The following is an 18,662-nucleotide window of genomic DNA, read 5'->3' on the forward strand; positions in this document are numbered from 1 at the left end:
ACGCCACCGTCACGCCGCAAGATCAAGCAATGGCGGTTTCACAAAACCAGCGGCCAGCAGCGCTTCATAGCCGGACTGACCGGCCTGCTTGCCAAGCGTCACGATGTGACGCAAGTCCTGTGCGGGCGTTGCCGAGGCCTTTGGTGGCTTGCGCGCCTGGGGCTTGCGCACCTGCACCAGGCGCTTCGCCAACCGCTCCGTGATCGCTGCCATCAGCAAAAGCGGATCGGCTGATGGATTCAGGCCGCTCGCTTCATTGATCAACACGTCCACCACATCGTCGGCGACGCCGAGTGATCTCAGGGCCGCACGAGTCGTGTCAATGCCGTCATCTTGCATTAGTACGCTCGCGGGCTCTACGACAGCAGGCGATAGCACCACGTCAGGCAACTGTGTCTTGAGCGCCGAAGCCAACACTTGATCCACATGAGCGTGCAGGGGCAGTAAGTCGTCGTATTTCAGTAATGCTTTTTTGTCATTCGAGCGAAGCGCATCCAGCATCGGTCGAACCACCTGGAAGTCTTCTCGGGCGACCTTGCGAAGTAATTCGACAGTCAATCTTTCTGGCCCGCGCCGAACCTCACCAATGCCGATCACACGCAACTGCGCCAGCATGAAAAGCTTGACGACGATGTCCATGATGCCCTGGCTCTCGTCATAGAGAGCCTCACGGATCTCAGGGTTTATCTCCGTCGGCTCACATGTCCATTGATACTGCCAGAGCTGGTCAATGAAGTAGTCCCAAGCCTTGCCCTTGGGCATGCGATCCCAGACCAGTGAGCCCAGTCCACTGGCACGCCGGGCCTGACGGAAGTTCTCCTGTAACAGCGGGATCGCACTGAGCGTGCCAATCAAGATCACCGGAACGCCGATGGTGTTTACGAGCGTGACAAGAAAATTCAGCAATGCATCGGGACCGATCTTGGTCTTGTTCAGATGTTGAATTTCGTCGATGACCAGCACGCCCAAGGCGTGGAGGTTGGCGACGTGCGCCATATGCACCATCATCTCGTCCACGCTGGCACGACGGCTGCCGTACCAGTTGAAGTAGTTGGTACCAACTAATCGATCGACCGCCGAGAAGAAGTTGATACAGAGCTGCTTGGGAGACCCCTGGTGTGGGCAGTCCAGTTTCAGCCATGTGATTTGCACCAGACTAAAGGGGGCTGTGTGCTGGAAGCATTGCGGGTACTGGTGCAGGACTTTCTCGATAGCCTTGGACTTGCCGATGCCGGAGCAGCCGACCAGCGCGAAGCTGGTGGCAGTGTTCTCCACCGGCTGACGAGTCGGGATGGTCAGTGACTTCGCCTCGATCCGCTCGGCACCGCTTTGCAAATGCCGGATGTAGTCGTGGGTGAGTGGGTTGCGACCAACATAGCCTTGGCGTAGCAGCATGCCGAAGCGATCGGCCAACTGGATCTGGCGTTCCAATGGCTCGAAGTACCGCCCCAACCGCATGATGCAGTGCTTGCGCAGACTGGCTGCGTAGCCTCTCTCCCGCACATGAAATTCCGGCCTCGCCGCGAGGGCGTCAAGCAACTGCCGCTGCGACCCCAATGGCGGCAGGCGTGCGATAAAGGGATTGCCTTCGTACTCGGGCAACGAAGATGTCGGCGTTTCAGGGCTTGTCATCATGGCGTTGAGTGCTACCCAGAATTTCGGTGATGTCCGGCTCGCTGTAATCATCAGGCACAGCGTTTGGAAACTGAATGATGTCAGCACTCTTGCTGGCGTTCTGACTCGATGGTTCAGCCTGAAAGCGGAAAGTCTCGGCGCTTCGATTGACCAACTTCTCAACGGCGCGGTTGGCGCGGATGTTCTTGGTGCGTTTGGCCGCACTCTCGGTGCTGGGTTCACCCTTCAACTTCACGGCATCGGACACGATCCCTTCGATGCTGGCAGCCAAGTCGGCCGCGGCCAGTTGCTGGCGTGGTTGTCGTTTCGCCGAAATCTGCTTCTCTGCCTCTTGCAGTTGCCCGAGTTCCCATACTGATATTTGTTGATGTGCCCGGCTGCGCTCGGTTAGTTGGCAGACTTGGAATTGCATCGGCGCCTCGGGATCGTGCAGGTAGATTTCATCGAGGTTGCGTGGATCGCAGGAGATTTTCACCTTCCAGTTGCCACGCTGTCGCGCCTTGTCGAACCACCTTTCCTCCAGAGCTTTCTGGCATGTGTAGAAGATGCCTCGCAGGCGGATGCCGTTGAGCGTGACTGTGGCCTCTTCGACCGGCAGCAGGCTGAAACGAACCAGATTCTCCGGGTATTGGCGTAGGCTGCCACTGCGGTTGGCGATGCCCCAGTTCCATAGATCGATGGGCACCGCTGCAATGTTGTCGGCTGCGAGGTCACGGTCCTTGTCGTATCTCTTCAGTTCATGATGATTGTTGTAGTACAGAACACACGCGATCACGATCCGGGTGAACTGATCAAGATCAAGTACGGCATCAAGCCGATAGTCTTTGCCACCACGGGCGCGGTAATCCACATCGATATAGCCAGGCACATACGGCTTGAACTTGGCAGGGATCAGGCGGAATCGTTGCTCAACAATGCCTTTCCAGTCCGCACGGTATGCCGCAGCACTTTCAACCGTGACATTGAAGTTGTTGATTAACGTCTCGATCATGCGGCCTTCGATTTCACCCCGGTCACCCAGCAGCGTGGCTGGCAGGTGGTGGCAGGGCCAGGTCTCAGAATCAATCTCGTGGCCGCTTCGCTTGCAGAAGGACTGCTTGTCGCAGGCCGTATTGGCCAGGGCCATCATGGCTCCAACCCATGACGGGCCCTCAAGACCGACATAGATGCCGACAATCATTCGACTGAATACATCGATCACGACGTAGAGCACTGGACGGCCAATGATCTTGCTTCTGTCGATGCGCGAAACCAGATACACGTCGGCGATTGTCGCGTCGATCTGATAACGCGCACCCGGACCCCAGACCTCCGCTGTCGATGTGCCAATGAGCCCGCGTAGGTCCTTGTCATAGATTCGTGGTCGCAACCGCTCACGCTTGATGTCCAGTCGGTCGTGATCCTGCTCCAGCCAGTAATTGAACTGGCCAAAGCTTGGGAAACCGCTGGCCGAGGCGGCGCCATTTGGGGCATGGGTAACGCGGCCAGTGCCAGGATCAATCGTGCGCTCGCAGAAGAAATCCTTGATCATCTGGTCGTACGCACCACGCAGCGTGAACTTGGTCTGTGTGGTGTAGTAGCGTGCCACGGCGACGCGGAAGATCTTGCGGATGCCATCGTCGACATTGAGACCCGGTAACTCACCGAGCTTGCGGGGACGGCCGCGCTTGATGTCCGAGCTGCTGGCTGAACGCGCCTTTCCCTTGCCACCTGAGTTTGCGTAGTCGGGAAGCAATGCATTTGGCGTCTGACCGCGCTGCCAATAGCGCCGTAGATAAAGGTAGATGGTGGCTCGCGTTGCCAGTCCGGCGGCGACGCACCCGGCGACTTTTTGTGCTCGGTGCCCGGGGTAATAGATCTCGGGCTCGTCACAAATCAAATCGGCAACGATTTGCCACGCACGGTCTCGCTTGATTTTGCGCTGCTCAGGCAGGGATGCTTCCTCCACAATGGCCAGATAGGGGTCAGCAGTCAGCAACCTTGAACAACCTGCTTGCAAATCGGATTGCAGGGCCTGCAACTGCACCAGTTCCGGCGTGGCATCGTGCGCTTTGGTGTCGATCACGAACCCGACAGGCTGTGTCGGATGTAACCACAACAAACGTATCGTGCGAGCATGCGGCTCGCCGTATTCGAGCAGATCATTTCGCAACAGCATCAGGCACTCTTCCTGGTTTGTTGCGCCGCAGTATTTGGAACTACGACTTCAAGCGAATCCACTTGCATTTGCATGTCGAACTTGGTATTGAGATCGATGGTGATTCGTTTGTTGGCAGCAAGATGCCGTAAGACGGTCAGCGCTTCGCCGATGGCGAAGCCTTGCGTGCTTTCCAGAAGCCGGAAGAATTGCTTGATGGACATGCCGGTCGCCTGAGGCAAACAGGCCAAGAAGTTCCCGCATCGCTCATCCCAGTAGCTGGGTTGCGGTGCCGTCATCAGTTGCAATGACTGCATCTCATGCAACCAACGAAGATTCTTGATACGTTGGGCAGGCAGATCGAGATCGGTCACCAAGCCCCAGTCGACCCCTTTGATTTGCCAATAGCGGCGTTCGATTTCTTGCTTCTCAAGCGTACGGTCCTCATCGAGCTCAGACGCTGGTTTGACGGACCGAGCGACGAGCGCACTCGTGTTACCTGCCCCCAGGTTAATCATGAAGTCGGTTGTCATCACGATGTCGGTGCGACTTTGTGTATCGATTGGGTGCCGAACTCCCATGTCGGCAGCAATGCGTCGTGTCTCGTCCCGATCCAGTGGAAACTGCTCACGAATGTCGGTGACCGCATCTGACCAGTCAAGCAACAGGAACAACGCTGTCTCCATATCCGACAGCAGATGATGTTCGCGACCCGTCTTGCGGCTGTGAATCCGAGAAGATCGACCCCGTGAAGACACATCTTGGACGTTGAGCCAAGGTCGGTAATCCTTTCCACGCCCTTGCCCACGCCCTTCCTTCAGGAATCGAGCGATTTTGTCCTCATCGAAACCGTACCTGCGCTTGGCCACCTGGAAGTCCTGTTAGAAGCAATTTGACAAATTAAGCCCGGCTGGGCTTCATGCTTGCGTCGCTGGCGCCTCCAGAAGATCGACCATCCCAAAATCTGGCGGACAAATCCGGGACTCGAACCAAGAGAAGGTGAGCCTGGGACAGCAAGTTGAGGCGAGGCGATTGCGCTGATCTCCGGTCAATTGGCTACCGATGCCCAAGAAAAGGGGCGCCCTCGATGATGGCTTGATCACCCGCGTGCTTGATCATCCGCAGCACCGGCACGGTCCTACGAACCATGCGGCGGAACGCCAAGGATGATTTCAGTGGGCCGCACAAAATGATAATCAGGAATAGCCATATTACCTGGTGCTGGCATATTCTTGAAAACTCTGGCTGCCAGATCATAAGTCGAGCCATGACACGGGCACAGAAAACCCCCAACCCAATCTGATGGCAAGCCTGGCTGTGGTCCCGGATTGAGTCGATCTGTGGGCGAACATCCAAGGTGTGTACAGATATCGGTCCAGATGAAATATTCTGGTTTGGTGGAGCGCCACTGGTTGCGCGCCCATTCTGGCGTCGGGTATTGCGTGCTCTGGGAAAGAGGGTCGACGACCCTGGACTGTGTGACATTCAAGGAAGCCAGCATCGCAGGCGTGCGATGAAGGATTCCGATCGGCTGGCCGCGCCACAAAACTGTTTTGCGCTGCCCGGGCTCTAGGCCGGTGAAATCGACTTTGATCGGGCCACCTTCTGCCCGAGCCGCTGCCGAAGGGTCCATCGATTCGATGAACGGGACTGCCGTGGCCGCACAGCCGATGCAGCCGGTCGCGCCCGTGGCGAGCAGCCAGAAGCGTCGTTGTGGATCCATGTTGATGTCGCTTTCCCTGTTTGCGATGAGTTCGATAGGCGCTCACGTGAAAGCCACGCGACCTACCACCAACATGGATCGGGAAAGCTCCGCTCGGTTCCAGCGATTAGGGTATTGCCGAATATCATTGACTCGAATCGAGGAAACGAACAGGTCGTTCTTTGCGCGAGATTTTGACGTTCGAATGTTACGTTATCGTAACGCGACAAAATCCAACGTTACGATAACGTAACGTAAATGGAGTACTCGGCGGTCCGTGATAAACTTGCCACTGATGGGATGCGTGTTTTCACTATATCTATGGCTCTTGTTCGGATGTAAAAAGCGACTCTTCAACTGTTAGCGAGCTTTAACGAGCTTTAACTCACCCGAGGAGGCATCATGACTGAAAAAGTATCGCGCCGGATTTTCCTGAAAGTTGCCGGCACCAGCGTAGCAGGGGTCGGAGCGGCCGTCAGCCCGGTTGGCTCCGCCGTGGCGGCGGGGAATAACCAAGCCGCTATCCAGACTGCAGCCGGCGCCGCAGTACTGCCGTATCCCAAGATTTCCGTCGGCAAGGCCCAAAGCATGCAGGCCAACACACCCGTGTCGTTCAGCTATCCGGATGGCGACTCGCCTTGCGTGGCCATCAAGATGGGGCAGCGTGTCGCAGGCGGCGTTGGCCCCGACGGGGACATCGTGGCGTACAGCAATCTTTGCACCCACATGGGCTGCCCCTTGATGTACGACCCGGCCACGCAGCGCTTCAAGTGCCCCTGTCACTACAGCATGTTCGATCCCGAGAAGTCGGGTCAGATGATCTGCGGCCAGGCGACCGAAGATCTGCCGCAAATCCAACTCGAGTACGACCCGGCCTCCGACAGTGTTCGCGCCGTGGCCGTCACCGGCCTGATCTACGGCCGCCAGGCCAACGTGCTGTAAGCCCATCACCGTCAGGAGACGAACACCATGTCGCAATTCAAGGATCGTGTCGCGCTGCCGCCGGCAGATGCGCAAAAAACCAATTTGACCTGCCATTTCTGCATCGTGGGCTGTGGCTACCACGCCTACACCTGGGATGCCGACCGCGAGGGCGGGCGAGCGCCCCACCAGAACGCGCTGGGGCTTGATTTTCGCAAGCAACTTCCGCCCTTCGCCACCATCATGACCCCGGCGATGACCAATGTGCTGACCGACAAGAACGGCAAGCGTAAAGCCGTCATGATCGTGCCGGACAAGGCCTGCGTCGTCAACCAGGGGCTGAGCTCGACCCGGGGGGGCAAAATGGCTTCCTACTTCTACAACGCCGATGGCCTCGCCAAAGAGCGTCTGCTTCATCCCCGTGTCTACTATGGTGACCAGTGGATGGACACCTCCTGGGACTACGCCTCCCAAGTTTATGGCGGCATGGTCAAAAAAATTCTGGACGAAGATGGTCCGGACGAGATCGCTGTGGCCATGTTTGACCACGGGGGGGCCGGCGGAGGTTTCGAGAACACGTGGGGCACCGGCAAGCTGATCTTCACCGGTATTCAGACCCCGACGGTGCGCATCCACAACCGTCCGGCGTACAACTCCGAATGCTTCGGCAACCGTGACATGGGCATTTTCGAGCTGAACAACAGCTACGAGGATGCCGAATTGGCGGACGTCATCTGGTCCATCGGCAACAATCCTTACGAAAACCAGACGAACTACTTCCTCGTGCACTGGCTGCCCAATCTGCAGGGCGGCACGGTGGACAAGAAGAAGAAAATGTTCCCTGGCGAACCGGTCGGTCCTGGCAAATTCATCTTCGTCGACCCGCGTCGCAATCCGTCGATTTCGATTTGTGAGGATCTGGCCAAGGATCAAGTTCTGCACTTGGCGATCAATCCCGGCAGCGATGGCGCCCTGTTCAATGGCCTGCTGACCTACATCGTCGATCAAGGCTGGATCAATAAGGACTTCATTGCCAACCACACGGAAGGTTTCGAGGCGGCTGTCAAGGCCAACGCCATGTCGCTGGACGAATGCAGTCGCATCACCGGCGTTCCGGTGGCGCAGATCAAGCAGGCTGCAGAGTGGAGCTACAAACCCAAGGCTCCGGGTAAGCAGCCACGCACCATGCATGCCTTCGAGAAAGGCATCATCTGGGGCAACAACAACTACGTCACTGAACAAGCCATCGGTGCCGTTGTCGTGGCCACGCACAATGTGGGCAGCCGACGTGGGACAGGCTGGGTGCGCATGGGCGGTCACCAGGAAGGTTACACACGGCCCCCATATCCGGAACCCAAGTCCCGCTATCCGGCCGCCGACTTTCCCATTCCGCGCCATGACAAATTGATCGAGGTTGATACTTACCTCATCAATGGCAAGGGCAAGATGATGACGTTCTGGGCGTGCAACACCTTCCAGACTACCAACAATGCCCAGGCTCTGCGCGAAGCCGTCATTCGCCGCAGTCAGATCGTCAAACAGGCCATGGGCCAGGCACGTGGCGCCACGCCCAAGGAGATGGTGGACGTGATCTACAAGGCGACGCAAAAGGGCGGGTTGTTTGTCGGGATGATGGATATCTATCCCACCATGATTGCCGAGGCGGCCCATGTGATGTTTCCGGGCGCTCTGCCGGGAGAAATGAACCACACCTCGATGAACGGTGAGCGCCGCCTGCGCCTCTCCGAGAAATTCATCGACCCGCCCGGCGAGGCGCTTCCCGACTGCCTGATCGCCGCGCGCATCGCCAACACCATTCGCGTGATGTACGAGGCCGAAGGCAATGCCAAGATGGCCAAGCGCTTCGAAGGGTTCGAGTGGACAACCCCAGAAGATGCCTTCAATGATGGATTCCGCCAGGTCGGTCGACCGGGCGCGCCCAAAATCGACAGCGAGGGTTACGCCACGGGCTACATGGCCACGTATGCACTGCTGCGCAAAGCTGGCAACAACGGCGTGCAGATGCCGATCAAGCAGGTTGATGGAGACAAGCTGCTGGGTTCGCCGACGCTTTATCCCGACGACAAGTTCGACACGCCCAATGGCAAGATCCAGGTCTTTCCAGCGAAGTGGGATGGTTGGCTCAAACAGGCAGCCGAGGTCAAGGCCAAGTACAAATTCTGGATCAACAACGGCCGGTTCAACGAAGTCTGGCAGTCTTGGTACAACAACCAATACGACCCCTTCATCATGGACCGTTACCCGATGGCGGTGATCCAGATGAATCCTGCGGATATGGCGACCCTCGGCGTCAAGCCGACCGATGTGGTCGAAATCTACAACGACTACGGCACCACGATGGCCATGGCCTACCCGGAGCCGACCATCAAGCCCAACCAGTCCTTCGTCGTCTTCGGCGCTCCCAAAGGTGTCGTGGGTTCCGTGGTGACCACCGCCACAGATGTGCATTTCCTCGAATATCACAAGGGAACCTGGGCCGACATTCGCCGCGTCGGCTCGATGCCGGACTGGCAACGCACCGTCTCGACCAAGAGCCGCATGTACGGGGTTTGAATCGTTCCAATTCTCCCAGGCCACGGCGGCCTCGGGAGAACCGCTGTCCTCCTCGGGCGGCAGTTCCTTGGGCTCCTACGCTGGGGCCCTTTTTTTGAATGCGGGAGGAGGTGCATTCCATGTCAACCCATCAACCGAGAATCACGATGAAAAAGTTCTTTTTGTGCACATCTCTGGCCCTGTTCGCAGCCCAGGCCTGGGCCGCCCCTGACATGCTGGCTCTGGCCAAGCAGAAGAACTGCCTGGCCTGCCATGCAGTGGACGCCAAGATCGTCGGCCCCGCCTACAAGGCCGTGGCCGAAAAATACGCGGGCAAGCCCGGTGCCGAACAGATGCTGGTCAACGCCGTGCTGCACGGCCATGTCGGCACCTGGGGTCAGGTGCCGATGCCGGCCAACACCGATGTCACCCCGGCGCAGGCCAAGCAATTGGTGGCATGGATCCTGAGCCTGAAATAAAGCAGCAGGACAGAAAACGGAACGGCCGGTGGCGTCACCCCATGGCGCCTCCGGCTGGCATGATCCAAGCCCGCAACCTCGCAGGGAGTTCCCTTCATTCCACCCCCGGAAACCATGCACCACGAACTTCCTTTTTCCAGTGGCGCTGACCGTCGCGCACGAGCCACCGGCAAGCTCCGTAGCACGGACGAGGACGACGTCGCCGCCGTCTTCGAGGCGGCCGCCGAACTGTTCGCCGCGCTGTCATCCCCGATGCGATTGAGCATCGTCTGCCACCTGCGCGAGCAGGACATGAACGTGCAGCAGATTGCCAACCGGATCGGCAGCAGCCAGCCCAACACGTCCCTGCATTTGCGCCAACTGCACCAGATCGGCATTGTGGATCGGTCGAGGAGCGGTCAGTCGGTGACGTACCGCATCCGCAACACCTTCGTGGCCGATCTGTGCAAGATCGTTTGCCCAGGCCATTGAGGGCGCGTGCAACAGCACTTGATCAGACCTCACCGCCATGCATACCCCACCAGCCTCGCGCTCCAAACCCACACCCACGCACGAACTGCCGTTCGGGGCGACCCTGCGCAAGCTGCTCCTGATCATCCCGGCGAGCTTCGCGCTGCCCGTGATCGTCCTGCTTCTGATCGCTTCCTACCTGTCCAACACAGTGGGACCAAACCCGGATTCGTCGCCGATGTCCACCCGCGCCATCGTTCGGCGCATTGCACCAGTGGCACAACTCGTGGTCGCATCCGGCCCTCGAATGGCCGAAAAGTGGAACGCCGCCTCGCTCTCCGCGGCAGCGCCGACACCGAACGCCCAGGCCAAGACACCGGCCACCGCCCACGCACCTGTGGGCGGCACCAGCGCTTCGGCCATGCTGACCCTGGCCCGGCGGAAGAACTGCCTGACCTGCCATACCGCCGATCACAAGGTCGTCGGCCCCGCGTACGAGGCCGTGGCCGAGAAATACGCGGGCAAACCCGGTGCCGAGCAGATGCTGGTCAATGCGGTGCTGCACGGCCACGTCGGCACCTGGGGCCAGGTGCCGACGCCGGCCGAACCGGGGACCAACTCGATCGAGCTGCCCTCGGCATATTTTGACTTTCCTATGTCCAACGCCATGACTCTCGCGGAACCGATCGACTACGCCGAACTCATTTGCGAGCTCGTGCGCAAACGCCAGCAGACCTCACCCAAGCGGCTGGGCGAACCCGGCCCAGATGCCGGGCAGGTTCGCGAACTCTTCACCGCCGCTGCACAGGCGCCCGACCACGGTTTGATCCTGCCCTGGCGCTTCGTGCATGTCTCGGACGCCGGGCGCCAGCGGCTCGGCGAGGCGTTCGTGCAAGCCCTGCTCGAACGCGACCCCGACGCCACCGCGCAGCAACGCTCCGAGGCACGGGCCAAGGCTGCGCGCGCGCCCTTCCTGGCGCTGGCCATCGCCCGCCCGCACGACGATGCCAGCCCCGAGATCCCGCCGCGCGAGCGCCTGGTCTCGCTCGGCTGTGCACTGCAAAACATGCTGCTGCTGGCGCACGCCCATGGCTTCGGCGCCGGGCTGGTCAGCGGGCAGGCGATGGAGTCGAGAGCCTTGCGCGACTTGTTCAGGCTTGCCGACAACGAACAAGCGGTTTGCTTCATCGCTGTCGGCACGGTGGCCAAAGCCAAGACCAGCCGGGTGCGCCCGTCGCCTGTCGATTTCGTCGAGACGTTGTGAAACTTTCAGTCGACGCACGGAGATTTCGATGCAGACATCGCCCCGAAAAACCACCCACCAAGTCGTGTATTTCGCCCAGAGTTTTCACCGCGGCGAGCCGGAGCAGCGCAGCATGATGCTGGCCATCGGCTCCCAAGGCTATGTCGAAGCGGCAGCGCGCGCGCACCGTGATTTGCATCCCGAGGACGGCGTTGCCGTCTATCGGGCACTCATGGACGAGCCCACACCGATGAGCTATCGCCTTGTGGACTACTTCAGTTCCGAGCTCGGCGAAGCCTGGCATGAGGGTTTCGCCCCGCACTACCAGCATGGATTGCTCGAGTGACGCACGCCCCGCAGATTTTTGCCAACACCCTCGCGACGACCGACCAGGCCCAAGAAGGTGACGCACTGGAGGCGGTGTTCCAGGAGGCCGCCGAACTCTTCGCCGCACTCGCCTGCCCGACGCGGTTGCAGATCGTCTGCCAGTTGCGCCACGGCGACCAGACCGTGCATGGACTGGTTGACTGCATCGACAGTTCCCAACCCAATATCTCGGGCCATCTGCGCCTGCTCAGACAGGCCGGCATCGTGCGCCGCGAGCGTAGCGGGCGACAGGTCACGTACCGCCTGAGCAGCACACTGGCCGACGCCTTGTGCGCAGCAGTCTGCATCGTCAACTGAGATGCCGCACGCGCTGCATCCATCCCGCCCTCAGCCCCTGTATGTCCGAGCGAACCATTCCCATCGTCGATCACCGCTACGCCTCCAGCGTGCCGGCCGTTCCCGCGCACTCCCTCGCGCCCGGTGCGCTGCTGGCCGACAAGTTGGGCCGGCCGCTGCACGATCTGCGCATCTCCATCACCGATCGCTGCAATTTCCGCTGCACCTATTGCATGCCCAAAGAGGTGTTCGACGCGCATTACGAATTCCTGCGCCACGCCGATCTGCTGCGCTTCGAGGAAATCGAGCGCCTGGCGCGCGTGTTCGTCGGCTTGGGCGTGCGCAAGCTGCGCATCACCGGCGGTGAGCCGCTGCTGCGCAAGGGCGTGGAGGACCTGGTGGCCATGCTCGCCGCCATCCGCACGCCGGACGGCGAGCCGGTGGAACTGACCATGACCACCAACGCCTCCATCCTCGCGCGCAAGGCCGAAGCACTGGCGCGGGCCGGTTTGCACCGCGTGACCGTGAGCCTGGACGCCATTGACGACGCCGTCTTCCGCCGCATGAACGATATGGACTTTCCGGTGCAAACCGTGCTGGAAGGCATCGCCGCGGCGCAGGCCGCCGGACTGCATCCGGTGAAGGTGAACATGGTGGTGCAGCGCGGTGTGAACGACGACCAGATTCTGCCCATGATCGAGCATTTCCGCGGCAGCGGCGTCGTGCTGCGCTTCATCGAATTCATGGACGTGGGCAACACCAACGGCTGGCGCATGGATCAGGTGCTGCCCTCGGCCGAGTTGCTGGCGCGCATTGCCCAGCGCCACCCGCTGCACGCGCTCGACCCCACCGTGCTGGGCGAAACCGCCGAGCGCTGGCTGCTGGACGACGGCAGCCTTGAAATTGGCGCCATCTCCAGCGTCACCCAGGCCTTTTGCCACGACTGCAACCGCGCCCGCTTGTCGATGGAAGGCAAGCTCTACCTTTGCCTCTTCGCCAGCCACGGCCACGACCTGCGCGCCCTGCTGCGCGGCGACGCGCAGCAGGGCATACAACAGGCGAGCGACGCCGACTTGCAGGCCGCCCTCGCCCAAGTCTGGAGCCGGCGTGACGATCGCTATTCCGAGTTGCGCGGGTTTGATGGCGCAGGCTTGCTGCAGGCCGTGCGCAAGCCCGAGATGTTTGCCATCGGAGGGTGAGCGCATGTCCGCAAGCCTGACGTTTCCTGATCTCGCCGCCGTCGTCTGTTGCGTCGGCAGCTACGACCCCGACGCCCTGCGCGTCGATCAGGTGCAGGACATCATCGCCTGTTTTGTACGCTCCGTGCGCACCGCCGAGCGCGTCGATATTCGCGCCGCGCTCGGGCGCGTGCTCGCCGCAGACGTCATCGCTCCGTTCGACGTGCCCTCGCACGACAACGCCGGCATGGACGGCTACGCGCTGCGCGGCGCCGATCTGGCGGCCGGCGGCGCGGCGGCGCCCACAGTTGTCGGCAAAGGTTTGGCCGGCCATGCCTACACCGGCGCCGTGCCGAGCGGCGCCTGCGTGCGCATCATGACCGGCGCCGTCATGCCCGAAGGCTGCGACACCGTCGTGCCGCAGGAATTCGTGCGCTTGGAAGGCGACGTCGTGCACATCCCTGCAGGCGTGCTCAAGCCAGGCGACAACGCCCGCCAGCGTGGTGAAGACCTGCGCGCCGGTCAACCCGCACTGGCTGTGGGCAAGCTGCTGCGCCCGGCCGATATCGGGCTGGTTGCATCGCTCGGCTTACCTGAAGTAATGGTGTGGCGCAAGCTGCGCGTGGCCTTCATGTCCACTGGGGATGAACTGCGCAGCCTGGGCGAGCCACCCGCGCAAGGCAGCGTGTACGACAGCAATCGCTACACCCTCTGGGCCATGCTCACGCGCCTGGGCTGCGACGTGCTCGACCTCGGCGTGGTGCGCGACGATCCCGCGCTGCTCGAAGCCGCGCTGCGCCAGGTTTGCGAAAACGCCGACGCCGTCATCACCTCCGGCGGTGTGTCGGTAGGCGAAGCCGACCATTTGCGCGCCGTCATGGCCAAACTCGGCGACGTAGCCTTCTGGCGCATCGCGATGCGCCCGGGACGTCCAATGGCTTTCGGCCGCATCGCCAGCGGGGTGCACACAGCGGTGCTGTTCGGCCTGCCGGGCAACCCGGTGGCGGTCATGGTGACCTTTTACGCCTTCGTGCGCGAGGCGCTGCTGCGCATGATGGGCGCTAGCCCCAAGCCGCAGCCACTGCTGCCGGTGCGCGCACTGCATGCGATCCGCAAGCGCCCGGGCCGCACCGAATACCAACGCGCCGTGCTCGAGGCCCAAGCGGACGGCGGCTGGGGAGCACGCACCACTGGCGATCAGGGCTCTGGCATCCTACGCTCGATGAGCGCGGCACACGGCCTGCTGGTGCTGCCCCACGACCAGGGTGGCATCGACGCCGGGAAGATGGTCGATTTCCTGCCGTTCGAAGGGCTGGTGTGATGCGAATCTTGCAAACGCGTCGCGGCCAGCGTCTCGTGGAATCGGTGTCCGTTTGGCTGTGGGCGAGACAAGAGGGTTTCCCGCGGACAAGATCGCGCGTCGAGCGTGTCCTGGGGCAAACATGCGGAGGCGACGGATGAAACCGACCCACCAGGAACAGCTTGCACTCGAGGTGATGTTGGCTCTGGCCAGGGCGCGCAGTGGGTCCACCAGCGTGCGGGATCTCGGAGCGGCGCTGCAGATGGCCCCGTCCACCCTGAAAACCTTGTTCGAGCGCTTGATGGACGCAGGACTGCTGCGCTGCAAGTCCGCCCCTGATGATTGTTATGGGCTGGCACGCGCGCCACGTTGGATCACCGCGGCGGATATCGTCCTGGCGAGCCAACAAGGGCCTGGTGAGGCCGCCCATGGCCGGCTGATCGGAGCGCGGAACCGGGCCAGCCTGGAGGCCACCGCCTTGCGGGCACTCGAGACGGCCTTGAATCGCTGCAGCCTGGAGTTTTTACAAGCGATCACGCTGCAGGATCTTGCTCGGGGTGCGCCATGTTGCGGGAAGACGCGTTCCCATGCGCTGCAGGCTGTGCCAAGGCATCGCCGCTTTGTCGCAAGCCAACCCGGAGCGCGAACGTGATGAGCCGACAGCACGAGAGTGAGGGCGTACGCAAGGGTTGCGCCCAATGCCACCAATGCGCAATACGCGCACAGTGCATCTTCAAGCATTGGCCCCTGGAGGAGCTGAACGCTGTTGCCGAGAATATTGACGACGTGCAATACGGCCCACGGCAAGTACTCTACGAGCCTGGGAAGCGCGGCGACCATGTTTACGTGATCCGCACCGATCTCGTCACGCTGGCTTGCATCGAACCCGACGGCCAGCGCCGGATCTCCCGGGTCGCCAAACGCGGGGACGTGATCGGACTGGAGAGTCTGGTCACCCAGCCCTTTCTGCATCGGGCTTCGTCCGTCAAAACCGTGCGGGTCTGCCGCATCCCCATCACACGGCTCCAGGACAAGGACGCAGGGCGGTGCGATGGGGGTCTGGACATGATGGAGCGTTGGCATCGCGCCCTGCAGCAGGCGGACGACTGGTCCTGCCTCTACGGGGGGCAGCGCCCCGTTGTGCCCCGGATGGCGCAATTGATCTTGGCGCTGACGGATCCGCCGTGGAGCGAGACGCTGTTGCTGCCCAAGCTGGACGATCTGGCTGCCCTGCTCGGCGTGGCGATGGAGTCGGCCAGCAGAGCCTTGTCTCAACTCAGGCAGCGCGGTTGGCTTGTGCGGCTGGGGCACGGCCGCTACGCCATCGAACGCGATGCGCTGGATGCCTATGTGCAGGTCCGAAAGCCGCTTTCGGCCCGGCAGCGCCGCGCGGGTATTGCGTCTGGCGCCAAGAGGCCGCAAGCTGAAGCGGGCTCTACTCCGGCCACGCAGGCATCATCCCTGCCCACCGTTCCTCACCGCCGGTCCGGCGGTCAATTTGTCGGCATGGATCATGCACCCGTGCAGAACCGGCATCTGCCTTGATTTCCTTATCCTGGAGGTTCCCATGAACATCACGGTTCGATACTTTGCCCATGTGCGCGAGTGCCTCGGCACGGGCCGGGAAGACCATGAACTGCCGGAGCAGATTCGCACCCTGGGTGAGATGCGCGCCTGGCTGATGACACGCAGTGAGCGCCACGCAGAGGCGCTGGATTCCGCGCGGCCCTTGCGCATGGCCTGCAACCAGACGATGGGGGATACTCAGACCGAGCTGCAGGCCGGATGCGAAGTGGCATTTTTCCCGCCGGTCACCGGGGGGTGAGGCCGTGAACACCCTTCGCATCCAGTCTGAAGTCTTCGATGCCGGCGCTGAGCTGCGCGCATTGCGCGAGACCCGACGCGACATCGGCGCGGTGGTCTGCTTCGAGGGCGTGTGCCGCGACAGTCATCCGGAACAGGGTGCAGCGTCGGCCGACGTGCAGGCGATGGAACTCGAGCACTATCCGGGAATGACCGAGCAATCCATCGCGGCGATGGTGGCCGAGGCGCAAAGCCGCTGGTCCTTGCTCGGCGTCACCGTGATCCATCGCGTCGGCCGTTTGTTGCCTGGGGACCCGATCGTCCTCGTGCTGGTGGCCAGCGTGCATCGCGCTGCGGCATTTTGCGCCGGGGAATTCTTGATGGACTATGTCAAAACGCAAGCCCCGTTCTGGAAAAAGGAAACCACAACGCTGGGCCCGGCTTGGGTCGATGCCCGCGAAAGCGATGACACGGCACTGCAACGCTGGGGGATCGACGCGCGGAATGCATCGACAGGTCACCGTGCCAATGCGCAAAATATCGAGCAGGGCGCAGCGCCTGGATCACGACATGAGTGACGCAAATGGCCCTCGATCTTGTCCTGAAGCGTCGTGAAAGATGTTTGACCGGTTTCCGATGCGATCGGCCCTGAGCATTCTTCGACTCGATCCGTCTCGCCAAGCTACGGGATCGACCCGATTGTCGATTGGGCCGAGAAACCAGCCGAGCGATGATGGCCCGGCAGCTTGGAACGTCGAAACACCGGGGGGCGTGTGATGTGCAGGAAGAAGCGCAGCGATATCGACGAAACATTGGATCGCGCTCTTCGGCGCAGCACTTGGTCGCCCGACCACCCGGAAGCCGTTGATCCCGACCATTCGGGAGGGCGTCACCGGTGGGCCCGATGGGCGCATGGCCTGATGCGCTGGCTCCGTACCCGGCATGCTTCCAGCGGCCGTGTTGCAAGCCGAAAATGAAATGCACCCATTCGCCCGCCTTGCCATTCCAATGATGAAGGACGCGCAGCCTCCCGTTCTCCACTCGCGGTGATCCATGTCCATCGAACTCTACAAAGATCCGAACCACGCCTGCGTGATGTTCACCGACCTCGTGCCCGAAGAGGCCGAGGCGGTGCAGGCCAACCAGTTCCTGATCGTCGACCATGGTGAGGGCGTCATTCTCGACCCCGGCGGCAACATGACGTACAACGAGCTGAGCCTGGCCATGCGCAAGACCATCGCGCCGCACAAGCTCGACTACATCCTGGCCTCGCACGCCGACCCCGACATCATCGCCTCGCTGGACCGCTGGATGACCTCGACCCAGGCCAAGCTGGTCATCTCCAGGCTGTGGGCGCGCTTCGCGCCGCATTTCTGCAAGCTCGGCAAGACGGACGACCGCGTCATCGCCGTTCCCGACGAGGGCGGACGGCTGCGCTTCGGTCGTACCGAACTCTGGCTGCTGCCAGCGCATTTCATGCATGCCGAAGGCAATTTCCAGTTCTACGATCCGGTGAGCAAGATCCTATTCTCGGGCGACCTGGGCGTATCGCTCGTCAGCGGGGAGAAAGCTTCGCACTTCCTGGAAAGTCTGACCCCCATGCCGCCGGGCATGGAAGCCTTCCACCGCCGCTATATGGTGAGCAACAAGATTCTGAAGCTGTGGGTGCGTATGGTGCGCGAACTCGACATCGGCATGATCGTGCCGCAGCACGGCGCGCCGATGAAGGGAGCCGCGATCGTCCAGTTGCTGGACTGGCTGGACGAACTGGCTTGCGGCATCGACCTGATGAGTGCCGCTCACTACCAGATTCCTAAACTGGAATTGAGCCCCTTGATTCGTCTGGGTTCATAGGCAAAATCAGAGAGCGAAGACGTCGAACTTGGGTGCACACATTCCTCGACGCGTTGGCCTATCACGGGAGGTCATTGCACCATCGACCTCGCTAACAGCCCCTCTGAGCCATTTCATCGTCGCGGGATCTGCAGGACAGCAAACTGGCGTTCTGGCATGCACGCGTACATGGGGGAGGGGCAGGATGCCGCGAGCAAGGAACTGACACGGCTGTTGGTTGAACAGGTGGGTTTTGAGGCAGTCGATGGAGGTCGAGGACCCACTCAAGGATCCGACTGATCCAGTCTTGAGCTTCATTGGGCTCATTGCTGAGCGGGTCATTCCTCAGGCATGTTCACCAGCAATCTGCTTGGAATGGGTCGTCGTTTGACGACCAATGTCGCTGCCCAGGATATGGAGCTTTTCCAGAACGTCTGCTTGAGCGTCCAACAGCGTGGTCGACAATCGGATCACCTCGGCGCGGTGATTGCTTTGGGCCGATTGCAAGATCTGGCGCGCTACGGTATGGAGCTGGGCATGGATGGGCTCGATTGCGCGGAAGGCCGCGAGATCTCCGAACGTCGCCTTGCCTTGCGCGTCATACCATTGACCAAACGCACACTGGTGATGATTGGACACGTCCTCTGTTGGCATGGTGGACGGGCTCCGATCGGCTTCGGCCAGAATCTTGACAACGAAGTTTTTGTGATCATCCTCCGCAGCCTTGAGCAGCATTTGCGTGGCGAGCCTTTGCATGTCTCGGAC

At 61.1% G+C, this 18,662-nt stretch carries 19 protein-coding genes; 14 read left to right on the top strand and 5 right to left on the bottom strand.

Annotated elements, in window-relative coordinates:
- Window positions 1-9 precede the first annotated feature (9 nt).
- The 4 genes from THIARS_RS01020 to petA all read right to left on the bottom strand — a co-directional run bounded on the left by THIARS_RS01020 (window position 10) and on the right by petA (window position 5,495).
- Entirely contained in the window at window positions 10-1,635 is a 1,626-nt protein-coding gene (locus tag THIARS_RS01020) for an ATP-binding protein (protein ID WP_222423015.1), read from the bottom strand.
- Window positions 1,619-3,793, bottom strand: a complete 2,175-nt coding sequence (locus THIARS_RS01025; protein ID WP_031406916.1) for a Mu transposase C-terminal domain-containing protein — start codon at window positions 3,791-3,793, stop codon at window positions 1,619-1,621. The genes THIARS_RS01020 and THIARS_RS01025 overlap by 17 nt, the downstream gene beginning before the upstream one ends.
- A complete protein-coding gene (locus THIARS_RS01030) occupies window positions 3,793-4,641 on the bottom strand; it encodes a heteromeric transposase endonuclease subunit TnsA (RefSeq protein WP_051849130.1) in 849 nt (282 codons plus the stop codon). Before THIARS_RS01030 ends, THIARS_RS01025 begins: the two co-directional genes overlap by 1 nt.
- A gap of 269 nt (window positions 4,642-4,910) precedes the next feature.
- On the bottom strand, window positions 4,911-5,495 hold the full coding sequence (petA, locus tag THIARS_RS01035) for a ubiquinol-cytochrome c reductase iron-sulfur subunit (RefSeq protein ID WP_031406920.1): 585 nt from the start codon (window positions 5,493-5,495) through the stop codon (window positions 4,911-4,913).
- A 381-nt stretch (window positions 5,496-5,876) separates the two neighbouring features.
- Here petA and THIARS_RS01040 point away from each other — a divergent pair, with 381 nt between their 5' ends.
- The 14 genes from THIARS_RS01040 to THIARS_RS01110 all read left to right on the top strand — a co-directional run bounded on the left by THIARS_RS01040 (window position 5,877) and on the right by THIARS_RS01110 (window position 17,918).
- Complete coding sequence (locus THIARS_RS01040; RefSeq protein WP_031406922.1) at window positions 5,877-6,416, top strand: arsenate reductase (azurin) small subunit; 540 nt, start codon at window positions 5,877-5,879, stop codon at window positions 6,414-6,416.
- Between the two features lie 27 nt (window positions 6,417-6,443).
- The gene (locus THIARS_RS01045; protein ID WP_094159106.1) at window positions 6,444-8,969 is read left to right on the top strand and encodes an arsenate reductase (azurin) large subunit; all 2,526 of its coding nucleotides are present in this window, start codon (window positions 6,444-6,446) and stop codon (window positions 8,967-8,969) included.
- A gap of 146 nt (window positions 8,970-9,115) precedes the next feature.
- The gene (locus THIARS_RS01050; RefSeq protein ID WP_013107015.1) at window positions 9,116-9,427 is read left to right on the top strand and encodes a c-type cytochrome; all 312 of its coding nucleotides are present in this window, start codon (window positions 9,116-9,118) and stop codon (window positions 9,425-9,427) included.
- Between the two features lie 114 nt (window positions 9,428-9,541).
- On the top strand, window positions 9,542-9,898 hold the full coding sequence (locus tag THIARS_RS01055; protein ID WP_013107014.1) for an ArsR/SmtB family transcription factor: 357 nt from the start codon (window positions 9,542-9,544) through the stop codon (window positions 9,896-9,898).
- Window positions 9,899-9,935: 37 nt separating this feature from the next.
- A complete protein-coding gene (locus tag THIARS_RS19160; protein WP_342747710.1) occupies window positions 9,936-11,141 on the top strand; it encodes a nitroreductase family protein in 1,206 nt (401 codons plus the stop codon).
- A 28-nt stretch (window positions 11,142-11,169) separates the two neighbouring features.
- Complete coding sequence (locus THIARS_RS01070; protein ID WP_013107011.1) at window positions 11,170-11,466, top strand: hypothetical protein; 297 nt, start codon at window positions 11,170-11,172, stop codon at window positions 11,464-11,466.
- Window positions 11,463-11,804, top strand: a complete 342-nt coding sequence (locus THIARS_RS01075; protein ID WP_031406935.1) for an ArsR/SmtB family transcription factor — start codon at window positions 11,463-11,465, stop codon at window positions 11,802-11,804. Before THIARS_RS01070 ends, THIARS_RS01075 begins: the two co-directional genes overlap by 4 nt.
- Before the next feature lie 41 nt (window positions 11,805-11,845).
- A complete protein-coding gene (moaA, locus tag THIARS_RS01080; protein WP_094159107.1) occupies window positions 11,846-12,982 on the top strand; it encodes a GTP 3',8-cyclase MoaA in 1,137 nt (378 codons plus the stop codon).
- A gap of 4 nt (window positions 12,983-12,986) precedes the next feature.
- Window positions 12,987-14,282 carry a molybdopterin molybdotransferase MoeA gene (gene moeA, locus THIARS_RS01085; protein WP_031406939.1) on the top strand — a complete coding sequence of 432 codons (1,296 nt, stop codon included), beginning with the start codon at window positions 12,987-12,989 and terminating at the stop codon, window positions 14,280-14,282.
- 136 nt (window positions 14,283-14,418) lie between these two features.
- Entirely contained in the window at window positions 14,419-14,913 is a 495-nt protein-coding gene (locus tag THIARS_RS01090) for an Rrf2 family transcriptional regulator (RefSeq protein ID WP_031406941.1), read from the top strand.
- Window positions 14,914-15,047: 134 nt separating this feature from the next.
- Window positions 15,048-15,806, top strand: a complete 759-nt coding sequence (locus THIARS_RS01095; protein ID WP_186436528.1) for a Crp/Fnr family transcriptional regulator — start codon at window positions 15,048-15,050, stop codon at window positions 15,804-15,806.
- Window positions 15,807-15,828: 22 nt separating this feature from the next.
- A complete protein-coding gene (gene moaD, locus THIARS_RS01100) occupies window positions 15,829-16,086 on the top strand; it encodes a molybdopterin converting factor subunit 1 (protein ID WP_031406945.1) in 258 nt (85 codons plus the stop codon).
- A 4-nt stretch (window positions 16,087-16,090) separates the two neighbouring features.
- Window positions 16,091-16,642, top strand: a complete 552-nt coding sequence (locus tag THIARS_RS01105; RefSeq protein WP_051849132.1) for a molybdenum cofactor biosynthesis protein MoaE — start codon at window positions 16,091-16,093, stop codon at window positions 16,640-16,642.
- Window positions 16,643-17,117: 475 nt separating this feature from the next.
- A complete protein-coding gene (locus tag THIARS_RS01110; protein ID WP_031406949.1) occupies window positions 17,118-17,918 on the top strand; it encodes an oxygen-binding di-iron domain-containing protein in 801 nt (266 codons plus the stop codon).
- A gap of 324 nt (window positions 17,919-18,242) precedes the next feature.
- On the opposite strand, the gene THIARS_RS19205 is transcribed toward THIARS_RS01110, so the two are convergent.
- Window positions 18,243-18,653 (bottom strand): CZB domain-containing protein, encoded by a 411-nt coding sequence (locus tag THIARS_RS19205; RefSeq protein WP_369792827.1) that lies wholly within the window; start codon window positions 18,651-18,653, stop codon window positions 18,243-18,245.
- Between the last annotated feature and the right edge of the window lie 9 nt (window positions 18,654-18,662).

It is taken from the genome of Thiomonas delicata (assembly GCF_900088825.1).
Taxonomy (GTDB): domain Bacteria; phylum Pseudomonadota; class Gammaproteobacteria; order Burkholderiales; family Burkholderiaceae_C; genus Thiomonas_A; species Thiomonas_A delicata.

Excerpts from the sequence above, each read along its gene's own strand:
- THIARS_RS01020 (WP_222423015.1), bottom strand. The coding sequence starts at position 1,635 with ATGATGACAAGCCCTGAAACGCCGACATCTTCGTTGCCCGAGTACGAA.
- THIARS_RS01025 (WP_031406916.1), bottom strand. The coding sequence starts at position 3,793 with ATGCTGTTGCGAAATGATCTGCTCGAATACGGCGAGCCGCATGCTCGC.
- petA (WP_031406920.1), bottom strand. The coding sequence starts at position 5,495 with ATGGATCCACAACGACGCTTCTGGCTGCTCGCCACGGGCGCGACCGGC.
- THIARS_RS01040 (WP_031406922.1), top strand. The coding sequence starts at position 5,877 with ATGACTGAAAAAGTATCGCGCCGGATTTTCCTGAAAGTTGCCGGCACC.
- THIARS_RS01045 (WP_094159106.1), top strand. The coding sequence starts at position 6,444 with ATGTCGCAATTCAAGGATCGTGTCGCGCTGCCGCCGGCAGATGCGCAA.
- THIARS_RS01050 (WP_013107015.1), top strand. The coding sequence starts at position 9,116 with ATGAAAAAGTTCTTTTTGTGCACATCTCTGGCCCTGTTCGCAGCCCAG.
- THIARS_RS01055 (WP_013107014.1), top strand. The coding sequence starts at position 9,542 with ATGCACCACGAACTTCCTTTTTCCAGTGGCGCTGACCGTCGCGCACGA.
- THIARS_RS19160 (WP_342747710.1), top strand. The coding sequence starts at position 9,936 with ATGCATACCCCACCAGCCTCGCGCTCCAAACCCACACCCACGCACGAA.
- THIARS_RS01070 (WP_013107011.1), top strand. The coding sequence starts at position 11,170 with ATGCAGACATCGCCCCGAAAAACCACCCACCAAGTCGTGTATTTCGCC.
- moaA (WP_094159107.1), top strand. The coding sequence starts at position 11,846 with ATGTCCGAGCGAACCATTCCCATCGTCGATCACCGCTACGCCTCCAGC.
- moeA (WP_031406939.1), top strand. The coding sequence starts at position 12,987 with ATGTCCGCAAGCCTGACGTTTCCTGATCTCGCCGCCGTCGTCTGTTGC.
- THIARS_RS01090 (WP_031406941.1), top strand. The coding sequence starts at position 14,419 with ATGAAACCGACCCACCAGGAACAGCTTGCACTCGAGGTGATGTTGGCT.
- moaD (WP_031406945.1), top strand. The coding sequence starts at position 15,829 with ATGAACATCACGGTTCGATACTTTGCCCATGTGCGCGAGTGCCTCGGC.
- THIARS_RS01110 (WP_031406949.1), top strand. The coding sequence starts at position 17,118 with ATGTCCATCGAACTCTACAAAGATCCGAACCACGCCTGCGTGATGTTC.
- THIARS_RS19205 (WP_369792827.1), bottom strand. The coding sequence starts at position 18,653 with ATGCAAAGGCTCGCCACGCAAATGCTGCTCAAGGCTGCGGAGGATGAT.